17 protein-coding genes are annotated in these 15591 nt (G+C 72.3%); 9 read left to right on the top strand and 8 right to left on the bottom strand.

Features of this window, described 5'->3' with window-relative positions; translation table 11 throughout:
• The first annotated feature begins 14 nt into the window (after nucleotides 1-14).
• From aztB to aztD, 4 genes are read left to right on the top strand one after another with little or no spacing between them, the layout of a single operon-like run.
• Nucleotides 15-866 (top strand): zinc ABC transporter permease AztB, encoded by an 852-nt coding sequence (aztB, locus tag ACZ7MF_RS16655; RefSeq protein WP_471477531.1) that lies wholly within the window; start codon nucleotides 15-17, stop codon nucleotides 864-866.
• Nucleotides 867-904: 38 nt separating this feature from the next.
• Entirely contained in the window at nucleotides 905-2149 is a 1245-nt protein-coding gene (locus tag ACZ7MF_RS16650; RefSeq protein ID WP_471478851.1) for a hypothetical protein, read from the top strand.
• Entirely contained in the window at nucleotides 2146-3135 is a 990-nt protein-coding gene (gene aztC, locus ACZ7MF_RS16645) for a zinc ABC transporter substrate-binding protein AztC (RefSeq protein ID WP_471477530.1), read from the top strand. The genes ACZ7MF_RS16650 and aztC overlap by 4 nt, the downstream gene beginning before the upstream one ends.
• A complete protein-coding gene (aztD, locus tag ACZ7MF_RS16640) occupies nucleotides 3132-4343 on the top strand; it encodes a zinc metallochaperone AztD (protein WP_471477529.1) in 1212 nt (403 codons plus the stop codon). The genes aztC and aztD overlap by 4 nt, the downstream gene beginning before the upstream one ends.
• Nucleotides 4344-4395: 52 nt before the next feature.
• On the opposite strand, the gene ACZ7MF_RS16635 is transcribed toward aztD, so the two are convergent.
• From ACZ7MF_RS16635 to ACZ7MF_RS16620, 4 genes are all read right to left on the bottom strand, one after another.
• Nucleotides 4396-4473 (bottom strand): hypothetical protein, encoded by a 78-nt coding sequence (locus ACZ7MF_RS16635; RefSeq protein WP_464863028.1) that lies wholly within the window; start codon nucleotides 4471-4473, stop codon nucleotides 4396-4398.
• A 43-nt stretch (nucleotides 4474-4516) separates the two neighbouring features.
• On the bottom strand, nucleotides 4517-5509 hold the full coding sequence (locus tag ACZ7MF_RS16630) for a helix-turn-helix domain-containing protein (RefSeq protein ID WP_471477528.1): 993 nt from the start codon (nucleotides 5507-5509) through the stop codon (nucleotides 4517-4519).
• Between the two features lie 9 nt (nucleotides 5510-5518).
• A complete protein-coding gene (locus ACZ7MF_RS16625) occupies nucleotides 5519-6355 on the bottom strand; it encodes an alpha/beta fold hydrolase (RefSeq protein WP_471477527.1) in 837 nt (278 codons plus the stop codon).
• An 89-nt stretch (nucleotides 6356-6444) separates the two neighbouring features.
• Nucleotides 6445-6957, bottom strand: a complete 513-nt coding sequence (locus tag ACZ7MF_RS16620) for a carboxymuconolactone decarboxylase family protein (protein WP_471477526.1) — start codon at nucleotides 6955-6957, stop codon at nucleotides 6445-6447.
• A gap of 98 nt (nucleotides 6958-7055) precedes the next feature.
• Between ACZ7MF_RS16620 and ACZ7MF_RS16615 the strand changes: the two genes are divergently transcribed.
• Nucleotides 7056-8033 carry a pirin family protein gene (locus tag ACZ7MF_RS16615; protein WP_471477525.1) on the top strand — a complete coding sequence of 326 codons (978 nt, stop codon included), beginning with the start codon at nucleotides 7056-7058 and terminating at the stop codon, nucleotides 8031-8033.
• Nucleotides 8034-8048: 15 nt separating this feature from the next.
• Here the strand turns inward: ACZ7MF_RS16615 and ACZ7MF_RS16610 are convergent, their stop codons facing one another.
• Nucleotides 8049-8687 (bottom strand): HD domain-containing protein, encoded by a 639-nt coding sequence (locus ACZ7MF_RS16610; protein ID WP_471477524.1) that lies wholly within the window; start codon nucleotides 8685-8687, stop codon nucleotides 8049-8051.
• 115 nt (nucleotides 8688-8802) lie between these two features.
• On the bottom strand, nucleotides 8803-9786 hold the full coding sequence (locus tag ACZ7MF_RS16605; protein WP_471477523.1) for a GlxA family transcriptional regulator: 984 nt from the start codon (nucleotides 9784-9786) through the stop codon (nucleotides 8803-8805).
• Between the two features lie 129 nt (nucleotides 9787-9915).
• On the opposite strand from ACZ7MF_RS16605, the gene ACZ7MF_RS16600 reads away from it, so the two are divergent.
• The gene (locus tag ACZ7MF_RS16600; protein WP_471477522.1) at nucleotides 9916-10746 is read left to right on the top strand and encodes an alpha/beta fold hydrolase; all 831 of its coding nucleotides are present in this window, start codon (nucleotides 9916-9918) and stop codon (nucleotides 10744-10746) included.
• Between the two features lie 13 nt (nucleotides 10747-10759).
• Nucleotides 10760-12457, top strand: coding sequence for a SpoIIE family protein phosphatase (locus ACZ7MF_RS16595; RefSeq protein ID WP_471477521.1), 1698 nt, complete (start codon nucleotides 10760-10762; stop codon nucleotides 12455-12457).
• Nucleotides 12458-12468: 11 nt separating this feature from the next.
• Here ACZ7MF_RS16595 and ACZ7MF_RS16590 read toward each other — a convergent pair whose 3' ends face one another.
• Nucleotides 12469-13083, bottom strand: coding sequence for a CGNR zinc finger domain-containing protein (locus ACZ7MF_RS16590; RefSeq protein WP_471477520.1), 615 nt, complete (start codon nucleotides 13081-13083; stop codon nucleotides 12469-12471).
• Nucleotides 13084-13133: 50 nt separating this feature from the next.
• On the opposite strand from ACZ7MF_RS16590, the gene ACZ7MF_RS16585 reads away from it, so the two are divergent.
• Nucleotides 13134-14063, top strand: a complete 930-nt coding sequence (locus ACZ7MF_RS16585; RefSeq protein ID WP_471477519.1) for a ketopantoate reductase family protein — start codon at nucleotides 13134-13136, stop codon at nucleotides 14061-14063.
• Between the two features lie 13 nt (nucleotides 14064-14076).
• Here the strand turns inward: ACZ7MF_RS16585 and ACZ7MF_RS16580 are convergent, their stop codons facing one another.
• Complete coding sequence (locus tag ACZ7MF_RS16580) at nucleotides 14077-14946, bottom strand: alpha/beta fold hydrolase (protein WP_471477518.1); 870 nt, start codon at nucleotides 14944-14946, stop codon at nucleotides 14077-14079.
• A gap of 135 nt (nucleotides 14947-15081) precedes the next feature.
• Between ACZ7MF_RS16580 and ACZ7MF_RS16575 the strand changes: the two genes are divergently transcribed.
• Nucleotides 15082-15591: a CGNR zinc finger domain-containing protein gene (locus tag ACZ7MF_RS16575; protein ID WP_471477517.1), complete on the top strand. Its 510-nt coding sequence runs from the start codon at nucleotides 15082-15084 to the stop codon at nucleotides 15589-15591.

The following is a 15591-nucleotide window of genomic DNA, read 5'->3' as shown; positions in this document are numbered from 1 at the left end:
GTAGTGTCCTCCGCATGGATTGGTTGACGGCCCCGTTCGAAGTGACGTTTGTGCAAAGAGCCTTGTGGGGCGGCATCCTGGTGTCCGCCATCTGCGCCCTGGCCGGCACCTGGGTCGTGCTCAGGGGGATGGCCTTCCTGGGCGACGCCATGTCCCACGGGCTGTTGCCCGGGGTCGCGCTGGCCGCCCTGCTCGGCGGCAACCTGCTGCTGGGAGCGGTGGCGAGCGCAGCCGTCATGGCCGCGGGCGTCACCGTTCTCGGGCGCACCCCGAGACTCTCCCAGGACACCGGCATCGGCCTGCTCTTCGTCGGCATGCTCTCGGTCGGCGTGATCATCGTGTCGCGTTCGCAGTCCTTCGCCGTGGACCTGACCGGCATCCTCTTCGGTGACGTCCTCGCCGTCCGCGAACAGGACCTGCTCGTGCTGGGCGGGGCACTGATGGTCGCGCTGCTCGTCTCCGTGCTCGGCCACCGGGCCTTCCTCGCCCTCGCGTTCGACCCGCGCAAGGCCCACACCCTCGGACTGCGCCCGCGGCTCGCGCACGCGGTGCTCCTCGTCCTGCTGGGCCTCGCGATCGTGGCCTCCTTCCACATCGTCGGCACGCTGCTCGTCCTCGGCCTGCTCATCGCCCCGCCGGCCGCGGCCCTGCCCTGGGCGCGCGGCGTCCGCGGCGTCATGGCCCTCGCGGCACTCCTCGGCGCCACCGCCACGTTCGGCGGGCTGCTCCTGTCCTGGCACCTGAGCACCGCCGCCGGTGCGACCGTCTCGGCCGTCGCGGTGGCCCTGTTCTTCCTCTCCCACACGGCGTCCGGCCTGCGGCACCTCCGTACGCGCCCCGCCGCCCCCCTCCCGACAGCCGAATGAAGGAATCCGAGGCGATGGAAGCGACCCTCCGCAGAAACATGGAAGCGACCCTCCGCAAGAGCACGACTCGCCGGCTCCCGACCGCACTCGCCCTCACCGCCGCACTGCTCGCCACGGGCTGCTCGGAGCAGTCGGACGGCGGGCGAAAGCCCGCGGCGACCCAGCCGTCCGCCACCCCGCACGGCTACGTCGAAGGAGCGCAGGAAGCGGCCGAGGAGCAGTCCCGGCTGATCCTCGGCGACCCCCGCACCGGCGCGAGCCGGGTGCTCGACCTGGTCACCGGCAAGGTGCACGAGAGCGCGCCGGTGACCGGCGCCGACGGGCTGAGTACGGACGGCCGCTTCGGCTTCTTCCGCACCGACGGCGGCACGCACGTGGTCGACGGCGGTGCCTGGACGGTGGACCACGGGGACCACGTGCACTACTACCGGGCGGCGATACGCGACGTCGGCGACCTCCCGGGCGGCCGCGGCACCGAGATCCGCAGCGACGCCACGGTGACCGCGGCGACCGACCCGGAGGGCCGGACGACGCTGTACGACCGGACGGCGCTGGAGAAGGGCGGGATCGGGCCCGCCCGGACGCTCGACGGTGTGCACGCCGGCGCCGTCGTCCCGTACGAGGAGCACCTGGTCGCGCTCGCCGGGGACGGCGAGTCCGCGAAGGTCACCGTGTACGACCGCACCGGCAGCCCGGTCGCCTCGCCCGACGCGACGTGCGAGCGGCCCAGCGGCGACGCCGTCACCCGCCGCGGCGTCGTCCTCGGGTGCGCCGACGGGGCCCTGCTCGTGAGCGCCGAGGACGGGACGTTCACGGCCGAGAGGATTCCCTACGGACAGGACGTGCCCGAGAAGGAACGGGCCACGGCCTTCCGCCACCGGGCCGGCAGCGACACGCTGACCGCACCCGCAGGCGAGCGGGCCGTGTGGGTCCTGGACGTCACCGACCGCGACTGGACCCGGGTGAAGACCGGACCGGTCCTCGCGGCCAACACCGCCGGGGAGGGCGCACCGCTCCTCGTCCTGGAGACCGACGGCGCACTGCACGGCTACGACATCGCCACCGGCAGGCACACGGCCCGGACCGAGCCCCTCCTGACCGGAGCCGCGAAGACACCCGCCGGCGCGGGAGCACCGGTCGTCGAGGTCGACCGCAGCCGCGCCTACGTCAACGACCGCACCGGCAAACGCGTGTACGAGATCGACTACAACGACGCCCTGCGCGTCGCGCGCTCCTTCGACCTCGACATCGCACCGGGGCTGATGGCGGAGACCGGCCGATGAGGGGGACGGTACGCACACGGATCCGGGTGGCACGGCTGCGTCGCCTCCTGGTGGGGCTGCTCGCCCTGGTCACGGCCGCCACCGCCACGGCCTGCTCCGCCACGGACGAACAACCCCGCATCGTCGTGACCACCAACATCCTGGGCGACATCACCCGCCAGGTCGTCGGCGACCAGGCGGAGGTCACGGTCCTGATGAAGCCCAACGCGGACCCGCACTCGTTCGGACTGTCGGCGGTGCAGGCCGCCCAGCTGGAGCGCGCGGACCTCGTCGTCTTCAACGGACTCGGCCTGGAGGAGAACGTCCTGCGCCACGTGGACGCCGCCCGCGAGGCGGGAGTGGCGACCTTCGAGGTCGGCAGGGCGGTCGACCCGCTCACCTTCCACGCCGGTGACGACGGCGGACCCGAGGGGGAGTCGGGCCGGCCCGACCCGCACTTCTGGACCGACCCCGACCGGGTGCGGACGGCCGCCGGACTCATCGCCGACCGCGTGAGCGAGCACGTGACGGGCGTGGACGACGACGCGATCCGGGCCAATGCCGCCCGCTACGACGAGCAACTCACCGACCTCACCGCCTTCATGGAGAAGTCGTTCGACCGGGTGCCCGAGGACCGGCGCAACCTGGTGACCAACCACCACGTCTTCGGCTACCTCGCCGACCGCTTCGGCTTCCGCGTCATCGGCGCGGTGATCCCCAGCGGCACGACGCTGGCCTCGCCCAGCTCCTCCGACCTGCGCTCGCTCACCCGGGCCATGGAGCGGGCCGGGGTCCGGACGGTCTTCGCCGACTCCTCCCGGCCGGGGCGGCTCGCCGAGGTCCTGAGCACCGAACTCGGTGACGGCGTACGGGTCGTGGAGCTGTACTCCGAGTCCCTCACCGCCGAGAACGAGGGCGCCGCCACCTACCTGCAGATGATGCGCGCCAACACCACCGCCATGACCGACGGACTGACCGTCGGCAGCCCGAAAGGAACGCACAGTTGAACCAGTCGATACGCAACAGGGCCGTCACGGGGACGGCGCTCGCCCTGGCGGTGTCCGCGGTCCTCACCGCGTGCGGCGGCGGCGACACCTCGTCGTCGGACGCCGCGTCCAAGGGCGACGGGAGCCCCCCGCCGGCGACGCCCGCGGCCTCGGTGCGGGACCCCCTGGTCGCCACCTTCGACGGCGGCCTGTACATCCTCGACGGCAAGAGCCTCGAACTCACCAGGACCGTCGACCTGCCCGGCTTCAACCGAGTCAACCCCGCCGGAGACAAGGACCACGTGGTCGTCTCCACCGACAGCGGCTTCCGGCTGCTGAACGCCACCCGGCAGACCCTCACCGACATCGAGTACAAGGGCGCGAAGCCCGGCCACGTCGTCCGCCACGCCGGCAAGACCGTGCTCTTCACCGACGGCACCGGTGAGGTCAACGTCTTCGCGCCGGGCGACCTGGGCACCGGCGAGAAGCCGGACGGGCGTACCTATTCATCGGCCGAGGCCCACCACGGCGTCGCCATCGAGCTGAGCGACGGCCGGCTCCTCACCACCCTCGGGGACGAGGAGAAGCGCACCGGCGCCCTCGTGGTGGACAAGGACGGCAAGGAGATCGCCCGCAGCGAGAACTGCCCGGGCGTCCACGGCGAGGCGGCCGCCCGCGGCGAGGCGATCGCCCTGGGCTGCGAGGACGGCGTCCTGATCTACAAGGACGGCGGGTTCACCAAGGTCGACGCCCCCGACGACTACGGCCGCACCGGCAACCAGGCGGGCAGCGACGCGTCCCCCGTGCTCCTCGGCGACTACAAGACCGACCCGGACGCCGAGCTGGAACGGCCGACCCGCATCTCCCTGATCGACACCGGGACGGCGAAGCAGCGCCTGGTCGAGCTGGGCACCAGCTACTCGTTCCGCTCCCTCGCCCGTGGACCGCACGGCGAGGCGCTCGTCCTCGGGACCGACGGCGCCATTCACGTCATCGATCCGGACAAGGGCACCGTCGAGAAGAAGATCCCCGCCGTCGGGGAGTGGCAGGAACCCCTGGACTGGCAGCAGGCCCGGCCCACCCTGTTCGTCCGCGACCACACCGCCTACGTGTCCGAACCGGGCAAGAAGGCCGTGCACGCCATCGACCTCGAATCCGGCCGGAAGCAGACCTCGGTGACCCTGCCGAAGGGCACCAACGAGCTGTCCGGAACGGTCGCGGGCCACTGACGGCCACGTCCCCCCGGCATCGCGGGCCGGGGGGACGTACCGAACACCCGCCCTAGGACTGGGGCCGCCGTCCGTGGTTGGCCGGGTGATTGCGGCGTGCCTTCTTCTTCCGGCGTCGCTTCGAGGACATGCGTGCCTCCTTCGGAAGACGTCCGATCGGTGCGCGTTCCGTGTCAGTGCGCATCCGTCCATGCCGTCCGTCCACGATTCCACGCACGGCCGGGCGGTGCCATTCGGCGCGGGGCGGACCCCGCGGACCCCGCGGACGCCGTGGAGCTCACGGGCCGCGCCGGTGACGAGCCCGGCCAGGCGACGTCGTCGATCGCGAGCCACGGCGCACCGGCCACGGCCGTGGGAGTGAGGCCGGTGAACGCCTTCACCTCCCGGTGCAGGTGGGACTGGTCGACGTAGCCGCTCTCGAAGGCGACCGAGGCCGGGGCCAGGCCGGCCGCGAGCAGATGGGCGGCGTGGTCGAACCGCACCAGCCGGGCGGCCCGCTTGGGCGTGATGCCGAGCTGGGCGTGGAAGCGGGCAGAGAGCCGCTTGCGGCTCCAGCCGACCTCCTCGGCCAGACCGTCGACCCGTATGCGGCCCCGGCCCGCGAGCGTCGTCCGCCAGGTGTGGGCGACCTCCGGATCGACCGGACGCCGGTCCGCCGTGCGGCGGCGCAGGATGTCCGCGGCGACCGCGAACCGCTCGTCCCAGGACCCGGCGGCGCGCAGCCGGTCCTGGACCCGCTCCGCGTCCCGGCCCCAGACGTCCTCGAAGGACTCCACCCTTCCGCCGAGCCCCGCCGACGGGCCGAGCACCGCGGCCGCCACCGCCGGTTCCAGCCGGATCTGCAGGCACACGCCCACCCGGCCCGCCACCCTGAGATCCCCCGGGGCGAGCCCGACGACGAAGCTGCCGTGCCCGGGCCCGTGCCGGCCCCGGGCGCTGTGCAGGATGCCGTCGCCGTCGCTCAGGTCGATGAGCAGGGTGACGGACGGATGCGCCACCATGGCCATGTCCACGAAGGCGGACACGTGCTGACTGAACCCGGCCATGCGGACCCCCGCGAGCCGGGCCGAGGGACGCGGAACCGCGACGTCCACGACCGACCAGTCCGGCGGTGCCTCGGTCGGGGTGTCGGCCGGTGCGTCGGCCGGTGTCTGGGTGGACAACACGCCGCCAGTCTAGATCTCGGGGCCGACGGCCGGGAGGTCCGCGTCCCGGGCGGTGAAGCCGAGCAGCAACTCGCCGGTCGGCCCGGGCGCTTCCAGCGGCGGCAGGTGCCCGACGCCCGGCAGCAGCTCGAGCCGCGCGCTCGGCACGGCCTCGTACCGGTGCGCCGACGACGGCTCCCAGCGCGGGTCGGCGGCGCCGAAGAGCACCAGCACCGGGACGGTGAGGGCGGCGAGACGTTCGGGCACGCCGCGCTCGGCGAGGTAGGCCGTGTTCCCGCGGGCCACCGTCCGGAAGGAGCGGTACGAGATGTCCCGCACGTCGTCGATCATCTCGGCCGGGACCTCCACGGGACCGGCGGCCGTCGCGGCGATCGCCTTGCGGAGCATCGCGTCCGTGCGCCGCGGCCACAGGAGCGGGCCGAAGGGCGGGGCCAGCAGCAGCCGGAGGATCATCGGCTGCGGAAGGAGGGCGTCCAGGCTCGGGCCCGTGCTCACCAGGGCGAGGCCGCCCACCAGGTCGGGACGCCGCTCCGCCAGCGCCGTGGCGACGTAGCCGCCGCTGGAATGACCGGCCACGGTCACGGAACGCAGGCCGAGGTCGTCCAGGAGCGCCGCCAACCGGTCCGCCTGCTGCGGCACGTCGTACGACGGGGTGGGCGGCGACTTGCCGCAGCCCGGCAGGTCGACGCGCAGGACGCGACGGTGCTCGGCCAGCGCCGGGACCACCGGGCCCCACGACGCGCCCGAGGCGCCGGAACCGTGGATGAGCAGGACGGGCGGCGCCTGCGGCGGGCCGTCGTGGACCACGTGCATGCCGTGCGAGAGATCGGCGTCGTACTGACTCATGCCGCAAGGGTGCGCCCGGTGCCGGTCACGGGTCTTGTACGAATGTCGCCGCGCCCGCCGCCCTCGCTGCGCCGCCGCACCGAGGACGGTCAGGCGTGCGGGGCGCCGCGCACCGGATGCTTGCTCAGGACGGAGACCCGGTTGAAGGCGTTGATGCTGATCGCCACCCAGATCACGGCGGAGATCTCGTCGTCCGACAGGACACCCCGCGCCTCGGCGTACGCGGTGCTCTGCGCCCCCGCGTCGGCGGGATGCGTGGTGGCCTCCGCGAGGGCCAGCGCGGCGCGTTCCCGGGGCGAGAACAGCTCGGTGTCGCGCCAGGCCGGCAGCACGCCGAGCCGCTGGGTGGTCTCGCCGCCGCGCAGCGCCGCCCTGGTGTGCGCGTTGAGGCAGTAGGCACAGGCGTTGAGCTGGGAGACGCGGATGTTGACCAGTTCCACGAGGTTCCGGTCGAGCCCGGCCGCCTCGGCGACGCCCCGGACCGCCTCCGCCGTGGCACGCAGCGCCGCGTAGGCCTCCGGGCTCTGCTTGTCGACGAACACACGTCGTTCGCCGGTGCCTGCAGGGCTGCCTGCGTCGGTGCGTACAGGCGTCTGTGTCATGAGGGGTGCCTCCGTCGTGCGACAGCGTTTCCCACGTCCTATCATCGAACCATAGAAGTTGAAACTAAAACTTTCTGGGCGAGTGGGAGGACCGAGCGGTGAGCAACACGGAGACGCACCCCGCCGAAGTCAGGTGCGGGGCAGGGGAGGAAGGGGCGCCCGCCGCCGGTGTGGAGATCCTGACGGCGCGGGACGTCCCGCTCGGCGGACCGCGCGCGATGACGGTGCGCCGCACCCTGCCGCAGCGGGCCCGGACGCTGATCGGAGCCTGGTGCTTCGCCGACCACTACGGTCCCGACGAGGTCTCGCGGTCCGGCGGCATGGACGTGGCCCCCCACCCGCACATCGGGCTCCAGACGGTCAGCTGGCTGTTCAGCGGGGAGATCGAGCACCGGGACAGCGTGGGCAGCCACGCGCTCGTCAGGCCGGGCGAGGTGAACCTCATGACGGGCGGTCACGGCATCAGCCACTCCGAGGTGTCCACGCCGGACACCGCGGTCCTGCACGGCGTCCAGCTCTGGGTGGCGCTGCCCTCGGAGCACCGCGACACCGCGCCGGCCTTCCAGCACCACGTCCCCGCCCCGGTGGCCCTGGACGGCGGCGAGGCGCGCGTCTTCCTCGGCTCGCTCGCGGGGGACACCTCGCCGGTCGGCACCTTCACGCCCCTGCTCGGCGCCGAGGTGACCCTGGCCCCGGGCGCCACCGTGACCCTCGACGTCGACCCCGGCTTCGAGCACGGCGTCCTCGTCGACAGCGGCGACGTACGCCTCGACGGCACGGTCGTGCGCCCCGCCGAACTGGCGTACGCCGCACCGGGACGAAGGACCCTCACGCTGACGAACGGGGCACCCGGATCCGCCCGGCTGGTGGTGCTGGGCGGTCCCCCCTTCCCGGAGGAGATCGTCATGTGGTGGAACTTCGTCGGACGCACCCACGACGAGATCGTGGCGGCCCGGGCGGACTGGGAGAACGAGGCGGAGCGCTTCGGGCGGGTCGAGGGCTACCCCGGCGACCGCCTCCCGGCGCCCGTGCTCCCCAACGCCACCCTCTCCCCGCGCAGGAACCCGAGGCCGTAGCGGCCCCGCGAGGAGTCACTCCGGCCAGGCGGAGTTCTCGATCACCTCGACGAAGTCCGTGCGCCGGAAGCCCGGCACGAAGTGCTCCAGGACGTCCGCGTTCACCGTGCCGAAGGTGGTCTGCGGACGGTGCCCGAAGCCGTCGGTGAACGCCTGGAGGATCTGCTTCTTGAAGTCCGGGCGGGGGTGGGCGGCGGTGACCGCGTCGATCTCCGCCCGGGTGATGCGGGCCAGGTTCAGACCGAGCACGTCCGTCTCGACGCCCGCGGTGGTCGCCGCGATCTCCGGCGCCAGCTTGTAGGGGATCTCCGGGGTGGTGTGCAGCGCGACGGCCGCCCACACGGTGTCCGCGTCGGCCTCCGGCACGCCGTGGGCCAGCAGGAACGCCCGTGCCTGGTCCGCGCCGTCCATCTCGAAGCGCTGGTCGTCGCCGCGGTAGGGCGGCACCAGGCCGGTGTCGTGGAAGAGCGCGGCGACGTACAGCAGCTCCGGATCCGGCCGCAGGCCCAGGGCGGCGGCCTGGAGACTGCCGAACAGGTAGACCCGCCGCGAGTGGTCGAAGATCAGCGGCGGTGTGGTGTCACGGACGAGTTCGGTCGCCTCCCGCGCCAGCGAGCTGTCGGGGATGTCGATTCCGGCGATGGTCTCCGTCATGGTGGTCCTCCCGGGACGATGCCTGTCGTGTCGGTTCCCACCCTGCGCCGGACGGCCGGACCGCGTCCGCTGCCCGATGGCCACGAACCCCTCGGATGCGGTCATGACTCCCGCGTCACGACTCCCGGGACGTGGTGGCGAAGCGCTGCTGGTACCGGATGGGGGACAGCCCCAGATGCCGGGCGAAGGCCCGGCGCAGACTCTCGTAGCTCGGGAAGCCCGATCGGGTGGCGGCCTCCGTGGCGTTGTGCCCGGCGTCGAGCAGGGCCTTGGCCATGTCGAAGCGGATCAGCTCCACGTACTTCATCGGGGTCGTGTCCAGCTCCGCCCGGAACATGCGCGTCAGATGCCGCGGGCTGACCCGCACGCGGGCCGCCAGCGCCTCCAGACCGTGGTCCGCCGTCGGATCGCCCTGCACCGCCTCCTGGACCAGCCGCAGCACCGGCGTGCGGGGAGCCGGGCCCTGGAGCGAGGCGGAGAACTGCGACTGGCCGCCGGCCCGCTGCATGTATACCACCAGGGAGCGGGCGACCTGGCGGGCCAGGCCGGGCCCGTGGTCCTCCTCCAGCAGGGCGAGGGCGAGATCGATGCCCGCGGTCACCCCGGCGGACGTGTACGTGCTGCCGTCCTTCACGAACAGCGCGTCGGCCTCGACCCGCGTCGACGGACACCGGCGGGCCAGCGTCGCGGTGTGCTGCCAGTGCGTCGTCGCCCGCCGGCCCTCCAGCAGGCCCGCGGCGCCGAGCACGAAGGCGCCGGTGCACACCGAGGCGATGCGTCCCGCTCGTTCCGCCAGGGCCTTCGCGGCCGCCCCGAGAGCGGGGTCCACGGGGGAGCCGGGCAACGCGTCGCCGCCCACGACGACCAGCGTGTCGTGGGCGGCGACGGCCTGCGCGTCCGAGTCCGCCGGCACCCGCATGCCGATGGACGAGCGCACCGGCGCACCGTCCGCCGAGACGATGCTCAGCCGGTAGTCGGCCCCGAACCGGTTGGCCTCGCTGAACACCTCCGCCGGACCGGACAGGTCGAGCAGCTTCATGCCGTCGAACACGAGGACGACCACCCGGTGCGGTCCCGCTGCCATTGCTTCCTCCGCCATCCGCTTCGTCCATCCGCTTCGTCCATCTACTGCATCAAGATCTGGTCATTATGAGTGAAAAATGAGGTATGCCGGTTATCGGCGTAAGGTGGCTGGCGCGGATCAGTCTCCTACGCGGAAGGATCAGCCATGGGCACGGTCACGACCTCCGACGGCACGAACATCTTCTACAAGGACTGGGGCCCGCGCGACGGCCTGCCAATCGTCTTCCACCACGGCTGGCCACTCAGTGCCGACGACTGGGACAACCAGATGTTGTTCTTCCTCTCCCACGGCTATCGCGTGATCGCCCACGACCGCCGTGGCCACGGGCGCTCGGACCAGCCCTCGACCGGCCACGACATGGACACCTACGCCGCCGACGTCGCGGCGCTGACCGAGGCCCTCGACCTGCGGGGCGCGGTGCACATCGGGCACTCCACCGGCGGCGGCGAGGTCGCGCGCTACGTGGCGCGCGCCGAGCCGGGCCGGGTCGCCAAGGCCGTACTCGTCAGCGCCGTCCCGCCGGTGATGGTGAAGTCCGACACCAACCCGGAGGGCCTGCCGCTCGAGGTCTTCGACGAGTTCCGCGCCGCCCTCGCAGCCAATCGCGCGCAGTTCTACATCGATGTGCCCTCCGGTCCCTTCTACGGCTTCAACCGGGAGGGCGCGACGGTCTCGCAGGGGCTGATCGACCGCTGGTGGCTCCAGGGGATGACGGGCGCGGCCAACGCCCACTACGAATGCATCGCGGCGTTCTCGGAGACCGACTTCACCGACGACCTCAAGCGGATCGACGTCCCCGTCCTCGTCGCGCACGGAACGGACGACCAGGTCGTGCCCTACGCGGACGCGGCGCCGAAGTCGGTCGAACTCCTCGCCAACGGCACCCTGAAGTCGTACGAAGGGCTCCCGCACGGCATGCTCTCGACCCATCCGGAGGTCCTCAACCCCGACCTCCTGGCCTTCGTGAAGTCGTAGCCCCGGTGCGGTCGTGAGCGGGATCCCGGAGGGCGGGGCCGGTGCGGCCCTGGGCGCCCTGCTGACGGACTCGGTCGTCGGACTCGCCGTATGGGACAGCGACCTGCGGTGCGTCTGGGTCAACGACGCCCTCGAGCGCTACGACGGAATCGCCCGCGAGCGGCGACTGGGCCGCCGCCCGCGGGAGTCGCTGACCGGAGACGCCGACGAACTGGAGGCGCTCGTACGGCGGGTGCTGACCACCGGCCGGTGTGTCACCGGCCGTGAGTACCGGGTCCCGACGGAGCCGGGCGGTCGCCGCGACCGCGCCTTCTCCGCCTCCTTCGTGCGCCTGCACGACGCCGGCGGCCGCATCCTCGGTGTGTGCATGCTGATGCTGGTCGTCACCGACCGGCGGTGGGCCGGCGACCGGCTGGCCGTGGTCAGCGAGTCCGGCACCCGCGTCGGCACCACCCTGGACGTCAGGCGCACGGCACAGGAACTGGCCGACTTCACCGTTCCGTTGATCGCCGACTACGTCACCGTCGACCTGACCGAGGCCGTGCGGCTCGGCGAGGAGCCGCTCGACCGGCTGGGCCGCTCCCAGGGGCGGGTTCCCAAGTTCCGGCGCGCGGGCAGGGCCTCGGTCCACACCGGCTCCCCGGAGTCCCTGTGGCTGAACGGCGAGGTCGTCTACGTCCCCGAGACCTCGCCGTTCATGCAGGTGCTGTCCTCGGGACGGCCCCTGCTGCAACCCGTGCTCGACCCCTCCCGCGAGGCCTGGCTGGCCGACGATCCGGCGAGGGCCGCGAAGATCCGCGAGTTCGGCATGCACTCGCTGCTGATCCTGCCGATCCACGCGCGGGGCGTCCTGCTGGGCGTGGCGGTCTTCGTCCGCACCGCGAACCCGACGCCGTTCGACGACAACGACCGGCTGCTGGCCGAGGAGTTGGTGGCCCGGGCCGCGCTCAGCCTGGACAACGCCCGCCGCTACACCCGGGAGCACAACACCGCCCTCGCCCTGCAACGCAGCCTGCTGCCGCGCCGGGTGCACGGCGGAACGGCCATGGAGGTGGCCGCCCGCTATGTGCCGGCGGACGCGGAGGAGGGCGTCGGCGGCGACTGGTTCGACGTCATCGGCCTGCCCGGCGGCCGCCTCGCCCTGGTGGTGGGCGACGTGGTCGGGCACGGCGTGAACGCCGCGGCCACCATGGGACGCCTGGGCATGGCCATCCGCACGCTCGCCGACCTCGACCTGCCGCCGGGCGAGGTGCTGACCAGGCTGGACCGGACGTTCATCCGGCTGACCGAGGACGAGGAGGAGGGCGGCAGGGAGGTCGCGACCATGAGCGCCACCTGCGTCTACGCGGTCTACGACCCCGCGACCCGGGCCTGCACGCTGGCCCTGGCCGGGCATCCGCCGCCCGCCGTCGTGCACCGGGGCGGTGACTACTCGTTCCCCGACCTTCCGCACGGCCTGCCCCTCGGCGTCGGCCTGCTGCCGTTCCCCACCGCGGAGTTGGAGCTGCCCGCGGGCAGCCTGCTCGCCCTGTTCACCGACGGGCTCGTCGAGGACCGCGACCAGGACATCGAGGTGGGGCTGCGACGGGTGGGGCGCGCCCTGACCCGCGGCGCCTCCTCCCTGGAGGACCTGGGCACGGCGGTGATCGGCACCCTGCCCGCCACACCCCCGCCGGACGACGTCACCCTGCTGCTGGCCCGCGGCCTGTGAGGGGGTGCCCCTCAGGGCGCCGATTCCCGCAGCCGGCGGCCGGCCGCCTTGGCCTGGTTGCCGCACCGTCGCATGGAGCACCACTTGCGCGGTCGGCCGCCACCGGAGTCGAGGCAGAGCATCCGGCACACCTCGGAGGCGCAGGCGGTCAGCCGGGAACGGCGTGCTTCGTCGGTCATGAGATCGATCAGGTCCCGTGCCACCAGCGACAGCAGGGCCTCCTTGCTCAGGGTCCGGCGCCCCTTCGCCACCCACGTGCCATCGGCCCTCAACTCCATCCCGGGGGCCGGAGGTTCGGTCCGTGCGAGGAGATTGACCAGGTCCACCGACTGCTGCCGCGGCCGGTGCGCGTCGAGGGCACCGGAGGCGATGTCGTGGGCGGCCGTGCGCAGTGCGTGCAGCGACCGCAGGACGTCCTGGGGGTCGTACCCGTCCTCCAGCGTCACCCCCACGCCCCGGCACCAGGCTGCGAGGCGTTCGGCGTCGCCCATCCGCTCGACGGGGACCTCGGGCCTGCGGCCCACGGTGGCCACCAGGTTCAGGCACAGGGTTCCGGCGTCGAAGCGAAGCGCCCGCAGTTGGGCGGTGACCCTTCTGCGGGGCGGATCGTGCTGCACGGCGTCCATGGTCTTATAGTAACCGTTCAGATGGTTACTAAGAGAGTGGGGGCGGAGTCATGCGTATCGCGGTGATCGGAGCGGGCGGCGTCGGAGGCTACTTCGGGGCACGGTTGGCCGCCGCGGGGAACGAGGTCACCTTCGTGGCCCGCGGCCGGCACCTGGAGGCCATCCGCCGGTCCGGACTGGTCGTCCACAGTCCCCTGGGGGAACTGCGCACCTCGCCCGAATCCGTCGTGGCGGGCATCTCGGAGCTGGGCCCCACCGATCTGGTCCTCGTAGCCGTGAAACTGTGGGACACCGAGGCCGTGGCCGAGGAACTGCGGACCTCGGCGGCGCACGGGGCGCCGGTGCTCTCCCTGCAGAACGGCGTGCACAAGGACGACGTCCTGCGCGGCCGGCTGACGGACGAACAGGTCCTGGGCGGGGTCTGCTTCATCTCCGCGTTCATCGAGGAGCCGGGAGTGGTCAGGCACAACAGCTCCCTGCAGAAGGTCGTGCTCGGCCCCTACCGGTCCGGCTCGACGGCGACCACTCGGGCCGTGCTGGCCACGTTCCGTGAGGCCGGGATCGACGCGGAGGGCAGCGACGACATCGAGCGGGCGATCTGGGAGAAGTTCGTGTTCCTGGTGGGCCTGTCGGCCACCACGGCGGCCGTGCGTCAGCCGATCGGTGTCGTCCGCGCCAACGAGCGGAGCAGGCGCCTCCTGTACGAGGTCATGGCCGAAACGGTGGCCGTGGCGCAGGCGTCCGGAGTGCGGCTGGACGGCGGCTTCGCCCAGGACCGGCTCGACTTCTGCGACACCCTCCCCGCCGCCATGACCTCCTCCATGCACAACGACCTGGACAAGGGCAACCGGCTCGAACTGCCCTGGCTCAGCGGGGGAGTCGTGGACCTCGCCGACCGGCTGGACGTGTCCGTACCGCGCAACCGGACGGTGGCCGACATCCTCGCGCCGTACGTCCTCGGCCGGCCGGCCGGATCGTGACCGGCGCGGAGGTCTACTTCCCGACCCGGGCGAGGAAGTCCCGCATGTGACCGGCGATCTCCTCCAGGTGGGTCTCCAGGGCGAAGTGCCCGGTGTCGAGGAGGTGGATCTCGGCGTCGGGCAGGTCGCGCCGGAACGCGCGGGCGCCGTCGGGGCCGAAGATCTCGTCGTTCGCTCCCCACACGGCCAGCAGCGGTACCCGGGTGTCGCGGAAGTACTGCTGGAGTCGGGGGTAGAGGTCGACGTTGGTCGGATAGTCGCGGAACAGCGTGAGCTGGACGGCGTCGTTGCCGGGCCGGTCCAGCAGGGCCTGGTCCAGGGACCAGGTGTCGGGGCTGACGAGGCTCTGGTCGCGGACCCCGTTCAGGTACTGCCAGCGGATCATCTCGGGGCTCAGCGCCGCCCGCGCGGGAGCCTCGGTCTCGGGGGTCGGGTCGTCGGTGTAGGCGAACAGCCCGTCCCAGAAGTCCTTGACGAAGCCGTCGGTGTAGCCGTTGCCGTTCTGCGTGACGATCGCGGTGATGCGGTGCGGGGTCCGGGTGGCGATCCGCCACGCCACCGGGGCCCCGTAGTCCTGCACGTACACCGCGAAGCGCTCCGCCCCGAGCTGGTCCAGCAGGCCGACGGTCACGTCCGTGAGGGAGTCGAAGCTGTAGTCGAACGCGTCGTCCGCGGGCATGGCCGAGTACCCGAAGCCGATCATGTCGGGTGCGATCACGTGATAGGTGTCCGCGAGCTTCGGGATCAGACCGCGGAACATGTGGCTGCTCGTCGGAAAGCCGTGCAGCAGCACGACGACCGGTGCCTGCGGGTCACCGGCCTCCCGGTAGAAGACGTCCAGGCCGTCGACGGTGGCGGTCCTGTGGTGCACGGCGACGCTCATGGCATACCCCTTAGGTCGCTTTTAGTGGTTAGGTAGAGTCCAGCATGTCGTGGCTAACCCGTCAAGTGCATTTAAGGGGTTAGATGCGGTTGTTGTAACCTGCCAATGTCGACGAAACGGTTAGGGGTGAGAGCGGTGACCGACAGGGCCGCGGAGGACGTCCTCCTGGAACTGCTCAACACGACTCCCGTCGTGCGGGACTCGGTGAGCGACGCTCTGGGTACACCCGCCGAAGGCCGCGCGTGGGCGCGTGGTCATGGGGGCACCGGGTCGGAGGAGGAGGTCGCCTTCCTGGTCGCCGTGCGCGACGCTCTCCAGGACGTCGTCCGGGGGCGCAGGGAGCCCGCCTGCCTGGGTGGGTTCCTCCAGGGCGTCAGCAGGCTGCCGGTCGTCGAGGACGGCGGGCTGCGATGGGTGCTCCAGGTCCCCGACGCGCACCGCCTGGCCGTCGAGCTGGTGCTGACCTGGGCGCACGTCGAAGAGGCCAGGCCGGGACGGCTCAAGCCGTGCGGCAACCCGGAGTGCCGGCGCTTCCTGCTGGACCGGAGCAAGCCCAACAGCGCCCGGTGGTGCTCCATGGCCGAGTGCGGGAACCGGATGAAGGCCCGGCGGCACTACCAGCGCGCCAAGGGGTTTCAGGCGTAG

This window comes from Streptomyces sp. NPDC111628 (genome assembly GCF_055635195.1).
The sequence above is the reverse complement of the archived record's forward strand: the minus strand, read 5'-3'. Positions and strand labels throughout refer to the sequence as shown.

Coding starts and splice junctions, on each gene's coding strand:
- ACZ7MF_RS16635 (WP_464863028.1), bottom strand. CDS start 4,473: ATGTCCTCGAAGCGACGCCGGAAGAAGAAGGCACGCCGCAATCACCCG.
- ACZ7MF_RS16585 (WP_471477519.1), top strand. CDS start 13,134: ATGCGTATCGCGGTGATCGGAGCGGGCGGCGTCGGAGGCTACTTCGGG.
- ACZ7MF_RS16600 (WP_471477522.1), top strand. CDS start 9,916: ATGGGCACGGTCACGACCTCCGACGGCACGAACATCTTCTACAAGGAC.
- ACZ7MF_RS16625 (WP_471477527.1), bottom strand. CDS start 6,355: ATGAGTCAGTACGACGCCGATCTCTCGCACGGCATGCACGTGGTCCAC.
- aztB (WP_471477531.1), top strand. CDS start 15: ATGGATTGGTTGACGGCCCCGTTCGAAGTGACGTTTGTGCAAAGAGCC.
- ACZ7MF_RS16605 (WP_471477523.1), bottom strand. CDS start 9,786: ATGGCGGAGGAAGCAATGGCAGCGGGACCGCACCGGGTGGTCGTCCTC.
- ACZ7MF_RS16590 (WP_471477520.1), bottom strand. CDS start 13,083: ATGGACGCCGTGCAGCACGATCCGCCCCGCAGAAGGGTCACCGCCCAA.
- ACZ7MF_RS16650 (WP_471478851.1), top strand. CDS start 905: ATGGAAGCGACCCTCCGCAAGAGCACGACTCGCCGGCTCCCGACCGCA.
- ACZ7MF_RS16620 (WP_471477526.1), bottom strand. CDS start 6,957: ATGACACAGACGCCTGTACGCACCGACGCAGGCAGCCCTGCAGGCACC.
- aztC (WP_471477530.1), top strand. CDS start 2,146: ATGAGGGGGACGGTACGCACACGGATCCGGGTGGCACGGCTGCGTCGC.
- ACZ7MF_RS16610 (WP_471477524.1), bottom strand. CDS start 8,687: ATGACGGAGACCATCGCCGGAATCGACATCCCCGACAGCTCGCTGGCG.
- ACZ7MF_RS16580 (WP_471477518.1), bottom strand. CDS start 14,946: ATGAGCGTCGCCGTGCACCACAGGACCGCCACCGTCGACGGCCTGGAC.